This window comes from Gordonia sp. 'Campus' (assembly GCF_022206305.1).
Classification (GTDB): Bacteria; Actinomycetota; Actinomycetes; order Mycobacteriales; family Mycobacteriaceae; genus Gordonia.
In genome coordinates this window covers 42,381-56,887 of sequence record NZ_JAKOIW010000016.1, presented here as the reverse complement: position 1 = coordinate 56,887, position 14,507 = coordinate 42,381, and the positions used below count along the sequence as shown (strand labels likewise).

General features: G+C 66.5%; 13 protein-coding genes. All 13 read right to left on the bottom strand.

Features of this window, described 5'->3' with window-relative positions:
* Positions 1–9 precede the first annotated feature (9 nt).
* The 13 genes from MAY35_RS16820 to MAY35_RS16760 all read right to left on the bottom strand — a co-directional run bounded on the left by MAY35_RS16820 (position 10) and on the right by MAY35_RS16760 (position 14,506).
* The gene (locus MAY35_RS16820) at positions 10–2,382 is read right to left on the bottom strand and encodes a CaiB/BaiF CoA-transferase family protein (RefSeq protein ID WP_238422451.1); all 2,373 of its coding nucleotides are present in this window, start codon (positions 2,380–2,382) and stop codon (positions 10–12) included.
* A 58-nt stretch (positions 2,383–2,440) separates the two neighbouring features.
* Positions 2,441–3,880, bottom strand: a complete 1,440-nt coding sequence (locus MAY35_RS16815; RefSeq protein ID WP_238422450.1) for an aldehyde dehydrogenase — start codon at positions 3,878–3,880, stop codon at positions 2,441–2,443.
* A gap of 44 nt (positions 3,881–3,924) precedes the next feature.
* Entirely contained in the window at positions 3,925–5,109 is a 1,185-nt protein-coding gene (locus MAY35_RS16810) for a hypothetical protein (protein WP_064570028.1), read from the bottom strand.
* The gene (locus MAY35_RS16805; RefSeq protein ID WP_238422449.1) at positions 5,106–5,549 is read right to left on the bottom strand and encodes a Zn-ribbon domain-containing OB-fold protein; all 444 of its coding nucleotides are present in this window, start codon (positions 5,547–5,549) and stop codon (positions 5,106–5,108) included. The genes MAY35_RS16810 and MAY35_RS16805 overlap by 4 nt, the downstream gene beginning before the upstream one ends.
* Positions 5,546–5,860, bottom strand: coding sequence for a hypothetical protein (locus tag MAY35_RS16800; RefSeq protein WP_238422448.1), 315 nt, complete (start codon positions 5,858–5,860; stop codon positions 5,546–5,548). The genes MAY35_RS16805 and MAY35_RS16800 overlap by 4 nt, the downstream gene beginning before the upstream one ends.
* A 71-nt stretch (positions 5,861–5,931) precedes the next feature.
* Positions 5,932–7,428, bottom strand: a complete 1,497-nt coding sequence (locus MAY35_RS16795) for an acetyl-CoA acetyltransferase (protein ID WP_238422447.1) — start codon at positions 7,426–7,428, stop codon at positions 5,932–5,934.
* Between the two features lie 109 nt (positions 7,429–7,537).
* Positions 7,538–8,626 carry an ABC transporter ATP-binding protein gene (locus MAY35_RS16790; protein ID WP_238422446.1) on the bottom strand — a complete coding sequence of 363 codons (1,089 nt, stop codon included), beginning with the start codon at positions 8,624–8,626 and terminating at the stop codon, positions 7,538–7,540.
* Positions 8,627–8,653: 27 nt separating this feature from the next.
* Positions 8,654–9,400: a hypothetical protein gene (locus MAY35_RS16785; protein ID WP_238422445.1), complete on the bottom strand. Its 747-nt coding sequence runs from the start codon at positions 9,398–9,400 to the stop codon at positions 8,654–8,656.
* 97 nt (positions 9,401–9,497) lie between these two features.
* Complete coding sequence (locus MAY35_RS16780; protein ID WP_238422444.1) at positions 9,498–10,451, bottom strand: MlaD family protein; 954 nt, start codon at positions 10,449–10,451, stop codon at positions 9,498–9,500.
* A complete protein-coding gene (locus tag MAY35_RS16775) occupies positions 10,448–11,461 on the bottom strand; it encodes an MlaD family protein (RefSeq protein WP_064570024.1) in 1,014 nt (337 codons plus the stop codon). The genes MAY35_RS16780 and MAY35_RS16775 overlap by 4 nt, the downstream gene beginning before the upstream one ends.
* Complete coding sequence (locus tag MAY35_RS16770) at positions 11,458–12,519, bottom strand: MlaD family protein (protein ID WP_238422443.1); 1,062 nt, start codon at positions 12,517–12,519, stop codon at positions 11,458–11,460. Before MAY35_RS16770 ends, MAY35_RS16775 begins: the two co-directional genes overlap by 4 nt.
* Positions 12,519–13,502, bottom strand: coding sequence for an MlaD family protein (locus tag MAY35_RS16765; RefSeq protein ID WP_238422508.1), 984 nt, complete (start codon positions 13,500–13,502; stop codon positions 12,519–12,521). The genes MAY35_RS16770 and MAY35_RS16765 overlap by 1 nt, the downstream gene beginning before the upstream one ends.
* Positions 13,499–14,506: an MlaD family protein gene (locus MAY35_RS16760; RefSeq protein ID WP_238422442.1), complete on the bottom strand. Its 1,008-nt coding sequence runs from the start codon at positions 14,504–14,506 to the stop codon at positions 13,499–13,501. The genes MAY35_RS16765 and MAY35_RS16760 overlap by 4 nt, the downstream gene beginning before the upstream one ends.
* Position 14,507: the final 1 nt, after the last annotated feature.

Genomic DNA, 14,507 nt, shown 5'->3' with positions numbered 1-14,507 from the left:
GCACTCCTGTCAAGCGGGCTGGAGGACCCCGTCGTCGACGAGTCGGCTGTACTCGTCATCGGTGAGTCCCAGGACCCCGACCGCGATCTCGTGGGTGTCGGCACCGGGCAGCGGGGCCGGACGCAACGGCGCGTCGGGTATCGATCCGAAACGGGCGACCCGCACCGCGGTCGGCAGCGACGCCGGCAACATCGGGTGCTCCAACTGGGTGTACGCATCGCGATCGAGAAGGTGTGGGTCGGTGAGCAGTTCGGGGAGGCGGAGCATCGCGCCGGCGGGTACGCCCGCTTCCTGAAGGAGTGTCATCGCCTCGGTCGGCGTACGTTCGGCGAGCCATGCGGCGAGCACCTTGTCTGCTTCCGCCCGGTTCTCGACCCGGTCGGCGGACCGGGCGAACCGGGGATCGTCGGCGAGGTCGTCCCGCCCGATCAACGCCGTCAGGCTTCGCCACTCGTGGTCGTCGCGGACCGACACCACGACCCACTCGTCCTCCCCTGCACAGGGATAGACGCCCGACGGTGCCTCGAACGGGTCGGCGTTGCCCTCCGCCCGCACCGATCCGGGCGCGAGCGACTCGCGTGCCAGCTGCCCTCCGAGAGCGACGAGCGCGGCATCGGCCTGGGCGATCTCGATACCGGCGCCGCGTCCGTGCGATCCCCGGGCGATCAGCGCCGCGAGGACTGTCACAGCACTGACCTGGGCGCCGATGTGGTCGGGATAGACGGTGGACCCATCGCACAGGCCGGGATCGTCGTCGGAGTAACGCCAGAGCGACGACACCCCACATGCCGCGCGGACCAGCGGGCCGTAGCCGAGCCTGGTGTTCCACGGGCCGATGCTGCCGAAGGCGCTGCCCTCGGCGACGATGATCCCCGGATTGACCTGGCGGAGTTCGTCATACCCGATACCCATCGCATCGAGCGTGCCGGGCTTGAAATTGGCCAGGACCACGTCGGCCTCTGACGCGAGCCGGAGGAAGAGGTCCTTGCCCCCATCGGTCCGCAGGTTCAGTCCCAGCGATCGGCGGTTCCGGTGGCCCCAGGCGACCGACGGCGACAGGGTGTTCGGGCGCTTCGACTGTCGCAGACCGTCGGGGAATTCGCGATTCTCGACCTTGATGACGTCCGCGCCGTGGTCGGCGAACTGCCTGCCGAGCTCGGCCCCGAAGACGACGACGCCGAGATCGAGAACGCGGAGGCCGGCGAACGGGTGGCTACCGGGCGGCTCGCAATCCGTCGACGTCTGCCGAGGCTCCGTACGCGGTGACCAGGCCGGCACCTGCGTGGCGTCGACGCCGGGAACACGATGACGGAATCCGGCTCGCTGCCCGCCGATCCGCGCGTATCCGGAGGGAATCCGCGCACGGACACCCGGGCCGATCTCGGCGTCGACGAGGGTCCCCGCCGCGTCGTAATGGTCGTTGTCGAGGACCTCACCGATGCGAAGGACGCCGCCGATCGGGATGCCCCGGGCCGCCCCTTCGGCGACCAGTTCGTCGCGGGTCCGATCGGCGAACAGCTGCTCGATCAACGGATGCAGCCGGTCTGCCGCGGCGAACCGGGCCGGGATGGTGTCGAAGGCCGGATCGGCGAACTCGTCGGGTTCGCCGAGCCACGCGAACATCGCACGCCACTGACGCTTGGCCAGCAGGCAGATCCGCACCTGCCCGTCCGCGCATCGAAGGACGGGGTAGAAGTTCGCGGCATCGGGGCGCCCACGCGGGAAGTCGTCGCGCCGGCCCGCCGCGGCGGACCCTTGGACGCCGAAGCCGGGGTCGAAGCCGTGGACCACCGACTCGAACGCCGAGATCTCGATCAGTTGCCCGGCGCCGGTGCGGATCCGGTCGAAGTAGGCGAGGAGCGCCGACCACGCAGCATGCACCCCGACCGACTGTTCGACGAGGCCGGGCGGCGGGAGCAGCGGCTCGCGGCCGGGCTCGCCGGAGCGAGACAGCACACCACTCATCGCATAGATCACCGACTCGGTGGCAGTCCAGTTCCGGTAGGGGCCGGTTCGACCGAATCCGCTCACGCTGAGGACGACGAGTGCCGGGTGCGCGGCGGCGAGATCGGCCGGGTCGAGACCCGTGCTGCCGGTGGACGACTCGACGACGATGTCGGCCCCAGCGACCAACTCGTCGAATCGTGCGCGCCCGGAGTCGGTCTCGAGATCGAGGACGACCAGCTCCTTGTTGGCGTTGTTGAGCGCGAACGGGATGCTCACCCCGGCCTCGATCGGCTCGGCGCGTCGCGACCGCGATCCGCCCGGACGCTCGACGCGCACGACCTGCGCACCCAGGTCCGCGAGGAACCGGCCGCACGACTCGCCGAGCCCGTCGGTTGCGTCGACGACACGGACGCCGGACAGTGGCAGATCGCTCATGTCACTCCTGTCGGGATTCTTTGCTGGTGATCATCTGTGGTCGCATCGGAGACGACGGTCACCGAGTGGCGAAATAGACCGACTTGGCGGAGACGTACGGCGCCATGCCCTCGGGGCCGAGTTCTCGTCCGAGACCCGACGCCTTGACCCCTCCGAACGGTGCTGCGAGATCGAGTGCGTAGTGGTTGACACCCACTGTGCCGGTGTGGATTCGGTCGGCGATGGCGAGGCCCCGGGCCTCGTCGGTCGTCCACACCGTGCCGCCGAGCCCGTACTCGGAGTCGTTGGCGATGCGGATCGCGTCGTCCTCATCGAGGTACTCGGTGATGGTGAGGACGGGGCCGAAGATCTCCTCCTGGGCGATCGACGCAGAGTTCTCGACGCCGGCGAACACGGTCGGTTCGACGAACCAACCCTGCGCCTGATCGGCCGGGACGCCGCCGCCGGTCGTGATCCGATGTCCCGCGGCCCGGCCGGCTTCGACATACCCGAGCACCCGGTCGCGTTGCGCGGCGCTGACGAGCGGCCCGATCGCGGTCGCCTTGTCCAGCGGATCGCCGACCCGTAGTGCCCGGACGGTCTCGGTGACCGCTTCCACGACGTCGTCGAATCGAGCTCGCGAGGCGAGGATTCGGGTGCTGGCGTGGCAGGTCTGGCCGTTGTTCACCAGCGAGACGTCGAGCAGGTGCCGCGCGAACTCGTCCAGATCGGCGTCATGCGCCACGATCGCCGCGGATTTGCCGCCGAGTTCGAGGGTCACCGGCCGGAGGAGAGCACCGCAGACCTCGCCGATGGCCCGCCCCGCCGCGGTCGAACCCGTGAACGCCACCTTGTCGATCCCGGGATGGCGGACCAGGTAGGCGCCTGCCTCACGTTCGGCAGGAACGATGTTCAGGACTCCGTCGGGAAGTCCGGCCTCCTGCGCGGCGTCGGCGAACACGAACGCATCCAGCGCCGTCTCCGGCGCGGGCTTGAGCACGATCGTGCACCCAGCGGCGAGCGCCGGCGCGATCTTCATCGCCGCGAGAGGTTGAGGGTAGTTCCACGGCGTGATCGCCGCGACGACACCGACCGGCTCACGACGGACGACGGTGCGTCCACCGAACGCGCTCGGACGCACGTCCTCGGTGTCGGAGGCGCGGATCAGGTTCGCGTAGTACGACAGCATCGCCGCCGGGCCGTATCCGTTGACCGACTTGGACAATGCGATCGGCATCCCGTTCTCGCGACTGACCAGCTGGGCCGTGTCACGAGCACGTGCGGTCAGTGCGGCGGCCAACCGGTCGAGGACATCGGCCCGCTCTCGGGGCCCCATCGACCGCCATGGTCCCGCCAGCGCCGACCGCGCGGCGGCGACCGCACGATCGATGTCGGCCGGGCCGCCCAGCGCGCTTCTGCCCAGCGGCTTCTCGGTGGCCGCCTCGATGACGTCGTACCCGGTGCCCGACTCCGCCGGTGTCCACTGTCCACCGATGAACAGATCGTTTCGCTCGAACATGTCTTCTCCCTGCCCTTGTGGTGTCGGGGTCCTGGTGGTCGTGGCTAGACGGTCTCGGCGTGGCCGAACAGCACCGAACTGACGAGCGGCGCCATCGGGCCGCCGATGAACAGCGACGTCCGCACGTCGGCAACCTGATTGGTCGACGTGCCGCGAACCTGACGGACCGCTTCCACGGCCAGATTCAGTCCGTTGATGAACGAATCCGCCAGATTGCCGCCGCTGGTGTTCACCGGCAGCTTCCCGTGGGGTGCGGTCAGATTGTCGACGGTCATCACGGTGCCCGCCGCCTCGCCGGGCGGGCACAACCGGTGATCGATCAGCGCGGCAACCGCCGGACCGCTGAAGTTCTCGTATACCTGGACCACATCGACGTCGTCCGGTCCCAAGCCGGCCGACGCCCAGAGACGCTCGGCTACACCGGGTTTTCCGTTGTTCGCCGGACCGAACCCGGCCGTCGAATACTGTGCGTCGTTGTCGACCCGCTCGCAGAACCCACCCGGCGCTCCCTGTGCGCCGGCGAGCACGAACGCCGGGTCCCGACGGAGATCGCGCGCGCGGTCGGAACCGACGAGCACCAGCGCGACCGCGCCGTCGCTCTCCCGTGAGCAGTCGTAGAGATGGAAGGGCTCGGCGATCATCCGCGAGGACTCGTAGGTCTCCTCGTCCAGCGGCTTGCCGTGGCCCTGCGCCGTCGGATTCTGCTGCGCGTGCTGGTAAGCCGCCAGCACCAGTGAACGCATCGCCGAGCGGGGCACGCCGTCGTGTTCGAGCATGCGCTGAGTTCGCATGGCACAGATCTGGGCGGGCGAACCCACGCCATGCGCGAGGAAGTGAGATCCGTAGTGGTACTTGGCGTACCCCAGGCGACCGGTGTCGGCCTGGGACATCGCGCGGTACACGACAACGCACTGCGCCTGACCCGACGTGATGGCTACCGCCGCATTGGTGATAGCGGCCGCCACGCTCCCGCCACCGCCGCCCCACATCATGTTCGACCAGCGCAGTTCGTCGATCATCAGTGCGGCCCCGAGGATCGGCCCGTCGTTGGAACCGCCTGCGTAGGAGACGAATCCGTCGACCTCACGTGGCGACACCCCGGCGTCGGAGCACGCGTCGAGGATTGCCCGGATCGTCATCTGCTGCTCGGTGAGCGGTGACTGCCCGCGCTTGTAATGCATCTCGGAGACGCCGACCACGGCAGCGCCACCACGAATCCCGTTGCTCATCTGCGTTCTCCGTCGTTCGTTTCGGCCCGCTGCCAACGGAGAAGCGGCCACGGTTCACCGTCGCGCTCCTCGAAGACGCCGACGACGCGATCGCCGATCTTCGGGGTGCTTTCGGGATCGTCGGTCAGGATGCCCAGCACCCGCCGACCACCTGCATTCTCCAGTTCCACGAGCACGCTGACATACGGGAGCCGGTCGGCCAGTTCTTCGATGTACGGATACCAGCTGCGGCTCCAGCTGTAGATCGTGCCGACGGGTTCGACTGTCTCCCAGCCGAGATCGAGCGAGTGGCAGTTCCCGCACACCGACTGGGGGCTCCAGATCCAGGTCGAGCAACTGCGGCAGCGCTGGAGGCGCAACTCCCGCTCGGTCAGCCCATCCCAGTACGGCTGGTCCAGCCCGTCGGCGGCGGGCCACCAGGGGATGTCGGCAGTCGTCATCGCACCGACTCGGGCGCGAAGTTCTCCAGGGACCCGGCTAGCCACTCGCCGTCCCGGCGCTCCCAGATGGAACGTAGCCCGATCTCGCGACCCTCGGTGATGTAGACGGTCTCCCCGATCATCCGATCGCCGTCAGCCCGGACGCCGACGATCCGGTGCGCATCCACCGCGCCGCGCGGGACGTCGACACCGTCGAAGACGGCCGGGATGTTCTCCTGGATCATCTCGGCCACCGCGGCTTTCATGTCTCCCGCGACCACGTGCCCGACATGCTGCTCGTAGCGCACCCGGAAGTCATCCAGTTCGCTCATCGTTGCTCCTCCTCACCACCGGGCCGTGCCCGACGTCATGCCATAAACCTTACGGCTTTAGTTATAAGGCGTCAATCGAGATGTGCGGAGCCGTCGGTAGCCACACGCACCCGTCGTCCCTGAGCCTCGGTGGTCGCGAGTTCGTCCAGGTCGCCGCTGTCGGTGATCACCGCCAGGGTGCGGCCGCCGCCGTGAACGCGACCGGCGACGAATGCCCGCTCAGGGACTCCCGTGCGGTCGTAGGCCACCGTCCAGGTCTCGAGTTCGGCGACACTCTCGTGGGATTCGACCACCTCGACCGTCGGCTCGGCACCCGCCCATGCCCGGTGCACCGTTTCGGTGACATCCTGGCGGCGGAAGCCCTCCGCGGGTGGCTTGGTCGAGTACACGCCGAAGGCGTGCTTCGTGAGGTACCCGCTGTTCGCGGTCACCATGCCGAACGTGCCGGGCGATTCGCGCAGCCGGGTGGCCACCGTGGCGATCGCGTGCGTGCTGTAGTTGTTCCACGGGCCGCCCGCGAAGGTGAGGCCGCCGGTGCATGTCAGCGGACGACTCGGATCATCCACGGGCACCCCGATTTCACGCGCGGCGACCTGGACGGCGGAGGGGAAGCACGAGTAGATGTCGAGGTGAGCGATGTCCTCGAGCCCGACGCCGGCGAGCTCGAGCGCACGGGCGGCGCCGATCCGGATCGGCGCCGAACCGTTCAGGGCGGGACGCGCCGCGACGGCGTCGGTGTCCTTGGATTCGGTTCCGCTGTGTGGGAACACCCACGACGAGGTGGGGATTCCCAGGCGTCGTGCGGTACCGACCGAGCACATCACCAGTGCCGCACCCTGATCCACCATGTTGTTCGAGTTCAGCAGCTTCGGGTAAGGAGACGAGATGAGGCGATTGCCATCGGTCGGAGTCGTGATCTCCCCCGGGGCATACGTACGCCTGGTCCAGGCGTGCGGATTGTCCGCGGCAACCTCGCTGAACGACGACCACAGTTCGCCGAGCAACTTCTCGTGGTCGGCGATACTCCGACCCGCTCCGACGCGGAGAGCCTGCTCGAACAACGGATAGACGAAGGACGGTCTGTCGAGTCCGATCCGCCGCTCGCTCTCCGCCTCCATCGGAACGTCCGGGACGATGATCGGCGCGGACGGCACAGTTTCGTCCTGTCGGGTCCAGTCGGGCCGTTCCCCCTGCGCGCGGAGTTTCATCCGCGTGCGCCAGGCTTCTGCACCCCCGATGAGAACGACGTCGGCGCGGCCCGTGGCAATGTCTTCGGCCGCACCGTTGACCAGCACCTGCGGCGTGCTGCCGCCGTTCCCGGTGTAGCCGGTGTGTCGCGGATCTGCCCCGATCCGTTCGGCCACCAACGCACCGGGGTCGCGGTAGCGCCATGACAACAGGCCGACCACGCGGATGGAGTCGATCAGTTCGAGGAGGCGCGACGTCCCGGCTTCGGCAGCCGCCTCGTGCGCCGCCCGGGCGATGAGATCGACCGGCTCGACGCCACCGTCGTGAGCGGTGATCTGTCCGCCGCCGACGAGGACGGGCGTGCGGGGATCGATGGTCATGGTGGCCTGCCTTCAGTTCGACGAGACGGCGGTGACCGTCCCCTCAAATCTAAACTCGATAGGTAAAAGGCCGCAATCCGCCCCTCGTGGATTGCGGCCTGGCCCCGCGTCAGACGCGCGGGAGTACCTGCGTGGGAGCGTCCTGCCAGATCCGGTCGTCGCGTCGGCGATCCGCGATGTCGGCGGCATGCGCGCGGTTCTCGCCGCGGATCTGGTCTTCTTGTTCCTGGCTGCGGCGGATCGCCTCTTGGGCGTTCTGCGGCAGGTCGGGCAGCATCTGATGGACGCGCTCGCGGTGACGGGCGATCGCCTTGCGTTCGGGCATACCGGGATTGGGCTGCACCTGCGGGATGATCTCGGTGAAGTCCTCCTTGGTACCACCACCGGAGATACCCGCAGCCGCCATCGCCGCCTCCTGGGCGACGAGGGCCTCGTCCTTCTCCTCCGACATACCGATCGGACCGAACCGGTCACCGGAGAGGAACTGCTTGACCACCGGCTGCTCCGAGGTCAGCAACTGCTCACGCGGACCGAACATCACCAACTCCTTGCGGAACAACATGCCGATGTTGTCCGGGATCGTCCGCGCGATGTTGATGTTGTGCGTCACGATCAGGATCGTCGCATCGATCTGGGCGTTGATGTCGATCAGCAACTGGCTGATGTAGGCGGTACGCACCGGATCCAGACCCGAGTCCGGCTCGTCACACAGAATGATCTGCGGATCCAGCACCAGCGCCCGCGCCAGACCGGCACGCTTGCGCATACCACCGGAGATCTCCCCCGGGAGTTTGTCCTCGGCACCGGTCAGACCGACGAGGTCGATCTTCTCCATCACGATGTCGCGGACCTCGTTCTCCTTCTTCTTCGTGTGCTCACGAAGCGGGAACGCGATGTTGTCGAACAGGCTCATCGACCCGAACAACGCACCGTCCTGGAACAGCACGCCGAACAGCTTGCGGATCTCATACAGTTCCTTGGCCGAACACTGCGTGATGTCGGTGCCATCGATGATCACCGACCCCTGCTCGGGATGCAGCAGACCGATCAAGGTCTTCAGGAACACCGACTTACCGGTACCCGACGGACCCAGCAGCGCAGAGACCTCGCCCTCCGGCAGGGTCAGCGAGACATCACGCCAAATGTTCTGCGAACCAAACGACTTCGTCAGGTTCTCCACACTGACTTCAACACCCATCTCGTCCTCCAGCTCTCGTGGTCGTCGTCAGTTGCCCGGAACGGGCGGGTCGGCGGGTGCGGGTTGCTCGGCAGGCGGATTGCCGGGGACCGGTTGTTCACCGGCCGGTGCACCGGGGTTGTCGGCATCGAGGTTCGATCCCGTGCTGCTGATCGCGGTGATCAGCCAGTTCTGGCTCTTGTCCATCGTCACCCGGTAGGTGGCCGTCGACTCGATTCCCGACGGCGCCTGGACATTCTTCGTCTGCACGTTGACGAAAGCGACGACCTGGTAGGTGTTGCCGTCGACCGATTCGACCTTGGCCGCGATCGGCTGCGCCGTCGAGGACCACTGCAGCGGCCGCAGCAACTGCTCCATCTGGGTCGACGCCCGTCGGAGCCGTTCGGAGAGCTCCGGTGATGTGCCCTTGGTGAGCAGGGTCCGCCACTCATCGGGGTTCTCGAAGCTCATGTCGGCGGCACCGGTGGCGTAGTCGAGCGCCACCTTCTCGGCCGCAGCATCGTCGGCGGCGGCCGCGTTCAACCGGTCGACCTCGCTGGAGGCGCTGGACCACTGCCACCCCAGCAGTGCCATCGCTCCGACGACGAGCACAGCGACGGCGCCGATCAGGATTGATCGCAACGACACCGAGGCGGTGCTCAGTCGCCCGCGCTTCGTGGGTTCAGCGCGGTCCGCCGCCGAGTCGCCAGATGCTGCCGTTGCCGTTTCGGTATCCGCCGAGGCCGAGTTCTCGTCGGCGTCGGTCTCGGTGTCCGTGGTGATGGTCTTCGTCATCGCCGGTCTCCTGTCTGTGTCTGCTGGTCGATCTGTGCCGGAGCGCTCGGTGCGCTCGCTGCGGAATCCCGCGTCGTCGTGCGGGTGTCGGTCACCGTCACCCCCCGGCCGGGATGCGGATCTCCACAGCCCCGGAATCGGTTGCGTTGATCAGGTTGTCCAAAACCCGGCCGACATCGACGGTCCGCAGCGACGCCGCACCCGAGCGGGTGGCCGGCAGCAGGTTCTCACCGATGATCTTGAGGTCCGCGCCGCTGTCGTCGAGGAATTTCTGTAGAGCCGCGACCAGCGGCGTCGCCCCCTGAGTGATACCGGTGTACATCGGCCCACTCCAGTCGATGGCGTCCTTGACGCCCGACTCGAGTTCGGCGAATCCCACTCCGAAACCGGCTATGTGCGGAGTCGTCGCCCGCAGCAGCCCGGGTATCGGCTGCGACCGCATGAGCAGCGGTTGCATGGTCGCCAGCAGAGTGGTGAGTTCGTCTGCGCGCGCGGTGAACTCCGCAGCCAGCAGCCGTCCGGCTTTGTTGAGGTCCTCGATGACCTCGATGCCGTCGGGCAGCCCCATGTCGAGTTCGGCGAACACACGCTGGACCTTGTCGGGGTCGGTCTGTCCGAGCACCTCGGTCACCTGTTCGGACAGATCCTTGAACGTGGCGGCGTCGGAGACGTTCTCGCCGTCGATGTAGGCGTTGTCGGACAGGTACGGGCCCCCTGCGGTGGTGGGCATCACCGCGACATAGGCCTCGCCGAGCGCCGACAGGTTGTCGACGCGGAAGTTGCTCTCGACCGGAATGTTCTCCGTGTCGTCGTAGTTCCAGGTGATCTCGGCGCCGCGTGAGGATTGCGAGATCTCGGTCACGTGACCGATCTCGATGCCGCGGAGCAGAACTCGGGAACCGACGAGGATGCCGTTCGTGTCCGCCACCGTGATGGTCGCGTGCCTGGCCGACGGCGAGTTCACGTGTAGTCCGACGCTCAGGATGTAGGCGATGGACAACCCGGCGATGGCGAGCATCGCCACCACCGAAACTCGTGTCTTGGTGATCACTTGATCGCTCCCAACATCCGCAGCAGCATCTTCGTGTCGCCGAGCAACTCCGTCTTGCCTGCCGCCTGAACCGACGGGGCCGCAACCGAGGCGATGTTCACCGATGGCCTTTTCGCGAACGGAATCAGCGTGTCCTCCAAGAACTCGGCCATGGCGGCGCCGGTCGCAGGAGCCTGGTCCCACATCCCACGCCCGGCCTCGGCGGCGTCAGCCGCCGAGTTCAGCAGGGGCACGAGGAACAGACCGCCGGTGAACACCGACCCGACGGAGGGCAGCAGCGTGCTGATGTGGGCCACCAACGATTTCGACACGGTCTTCCAGTAGTGCTCGCCCTGCTCGGAGAACACGTGCTCGATCTGTTGCCGGCTGTCGGAGAACGACCCCGACACCGCGTTCAGGCTGTTGAGCATGCGGTCGAGTTGCGCGGTGTTGCGGGACAGGTCGTCGAGATCCTTCGAGACCGTGGTCGCGATCGACCGCACATTCTTGATCGGCGGCATGGTGCGATTCAGTGTCGCCATCGTGTCCTGGACCTTCTGAATGCTGCCGCCGTTGATGAAATAGGCGAGAACGGCGATGGTGTCCTCGAGGGGCGGCGGAGACGTCGTACGGTCAAGCGGGATCACGCTGCCGTCCCGCAGCAACTCACCACCGCCTTCGGTCGGCGGCTCGAGCGCCAGGTAGGTGTCGCCGAGTGGCGTGTTCTGCCGGATGATCGCCGAGGAGTCGGCGGGGACCGGGCGATCGTCGGTCAGTCCGACCACCACGTCGACACCTTCGTCGGTGGTCTCGGTGTGGTTCACGCGGCCGACCTGGAGCCCGTTCATCATCACATCGGCGCCGTCCGGCAGGTTGAGCACGCTCGCGAACTGCAGTGTGACCTCATAGTCGAGCGGGACACTGCTCTTCACCGACGGCAGCCGGTTCGGACTCAACGCCGAGCACCCGGTGAGTCCGATCACCGCTACGAGCACCGCGGCCAGGCCCAGTGCGGTTCGTCTTCCGATCATTTCTGGAGATCCGCCTTCTGCAACAGGATGGACAGTGCATTGACCGGCGCCGACTGTCCGCCGCCCACATCGATCTTCGGCGCGACATACGGAATCGAGAGCGCACCGGAGGACGATTCCTGCTGGCGCATGGCAGCGGCGACGGACGGCGTCATGGACACGAGTTGGCCGAGTTCGGGTGCACGTTGGGCGCCGTAGGCGATGATGTCTTCGACCGGACCGTGTAGCAGCGGCCACAGGATGTCCTCGCCGTAGTTCCGCTGGATGTCGTACATCAGCGCGATCGTCCAGCCGATTCCCCGGCAGAACCGGGCCACGTCGTAGAACAGGGTCGTGCCCAGCTGGGTGACCGAGGGCATCTGGTTCATGATCGACATGATCTGATCCCAGTTCTTCACGGCGTCATCGGTCAGTGGCGCCATGTCCCGGATTGACGAACCGATGTCGGCGACGAACGCATCCGGGTTCTGGGCGGCACGGGCGGCGTTCTCGAACATCTTCGACGCCTGCGGCCCGGTCCCGGCAAAGGCTCGGTCGGCTCCGTCGAGGGCCGTTTGCAGGTCATCGCCACCGTTGTCGGACAACGACTTCAAGAAATCCGACGCCGACGCGGCCACCTCGGAGATGCTCTTCGGGGTGAACGAGTTCTCCACCCCGATGCACGTTCCCTCCGCCAGGGCTGGTCCGCCTGCATAGTTGCCCACCAGCTCCAGACTCCGGTCGGCCAGTAGCGACTTGGATCTCGTCACGGCCTTGACGTCGGCGGGATAGCTGCGGCCGGGATCAAGCGAGAACGTGATCCGGACATGATCGCCCCTGCTCTCGATCCGGTCGATCGCGCCGACGCGAATTCCCATCTGGGTGACCGGATTTCCTTCATACAGGCCGATCGTGTCGGTGACATCGACGCAGAATCCGTCGCCGCCGGGCGCGCCGTCGTCGACGCCGGTGGCGCCTGCCGACGTCAATCCGATCGTGGTGATCACGCCGAGCAACACCACCACCGTCCCCAGCGAGATGGCGAGTCGCCGTTTTGTGGAGCCAACGATCTCTCGCATCAGCAGTTCCTTCCGGGAATGGGGATGCACACGTCCTCGGTCCACAGGGTGCCGCCACCGACCTGGCGCATCCCCTCGGGCGTTATCCACTGCGCCAGCTTCTTCCGGGTGGCGACCAGCCCGTCGATGGCCGGGCCGAGCTGCTGCTGCAGCCGAATGATGGTGTCTTTCATCTGGTTCACGTGACTGGAGACCAGTTCGCTGTGGTTGAGGTAGAACCGCATGAACGGAGCCAACTTCATGAGGACGTTCGCGAACAGCTTGTAGGCGTAGTTGAAGCCCGCGGAGTTGACGTGGTAGGTGCTCACCACGATGTCGATCTTGCGGATCAGCTCGAAGACGAACTCACGGTTCCCGTTGAACGTCTGCAGGTACTCCGCGGCGAGCGAGGCGATGTCGTGAACCTGGCCGCGTTGCCTGTCGAACACAGCGGTGACCGACTCGAGACCGTTCACGATGGAGCGCAACGAGGTGTCGTTCCCATCGAGTGCGCCGGCGACCTGGTCGAGGTTGGCATTGACCTCTCGGGTGTCGACCGTGTCGGTTGTACTCGGCACGGCCTGGATCACATCGCCGATCGAGTAGGGAACGGTCACCCGGCCGGCCGGGATCGGGCCGGTGAGCTCCTCACGCCCGAGCGGGATCATCGTGATCGCGTATCCGCCCACCGGCGTGAGCATCCGGACTTCCATCTTCGTCTGGTCGCCGACGAACGTGTCCTCATCGATCCGGGCGGTCACCTTCACCCGGTCCGGCTCGAGCGCGACCTCCGACACCTTGCCGATGCTGATCCCGGCGACGCGCACGTCCTGTCCCGACTCGATCGCCGACGCATCGGTGACCTCGAAGCTGATCGTCTTCTGACCCGGCGGACGCAGATAGATGATGGCGAGAGTGCCGAGGAGGGCCGCCACCACGACCAGGACGATCACGCCGAGAACGCCGTCGTGGGAGGTGAATCTGCGTATCCCCTTCTGGTTCATCGATTGCACAGGACCACCTCGCTACCGGTCATCAGGATTCGCACGTCGGAGGGAATGTGCGCGCGACCTTTCGCGCACTGCTTGCTGAACGAGGCATGCGTGTCGATGCCTCGCAGACCTGCAAGCGCATTGGGCATCAGCTGGAAGGACTTCAGCGCTTCCTGCATGGACGAGAACGTGGTCTTGAGGAACACGTCGACATCGAATTCCTCGTTGACACCGAGCGCGACCAGGAGCCGCTCGATCGGTTCGAACAGTGCGGGTCCCGCGCTGGCGGTGACCGCGAACTCATCCAGAACCGTCATGGCGTTGCTGATCGGCAGATCGACCGCTTCCAAGAAGCCCATGACTTGTGGCGACCGGCCGCCCATCGTGTCGGCGATACGAGCCAGGTTCGACGTCAGGGTGGAGATGAGCTGCTGTCGATTCTCGGCAAATTTCGCCAGCTTCTGGGTGCTGTCCAGCATCGGGCCGAGACCGCTGCCGTCACCCTGGAGCAGGGCGATGGCATTCTCGCTGAACTGGTTGACCTCGTCGGCGTTCATCGTCGTCAGAACCGGTTGGAGTCCGTTGAACAGTGACGTGATGTCGAACGACGGAACCGTCTGTGCGGTCGTCGCGTGACTCACCATGGTCCCGGGCGTCTTGCCGGGCTGCAGGTCGAGATACCGCACTCCGGTCAGGTTCTGGTACTTGATCGCCAGGGTCGACGTCGACGTCAGCTTCTGGCTGTCGTCCATGGTGAACTCGACCCGCGCATAGGGGGATCCGTCGTCGTTGCGTTCGAGGTCGACCGACACGATCTTGCCGATCCGCTTCCCGCGGAATCGGACGTCGCCGTTGTCGTGGAGACCCGACGCATCGGTGAAGTCGGCGCGATAGGTCACCACGCTGGCGTCGACCGGGTTCCGCATGGCGTTGACCACGAGCACGAACAACATGACGGTCACCGCCGCGACCACCGCGACCTTCGCCCCGGCGACAACTGTGCTGCGAGATGCCATC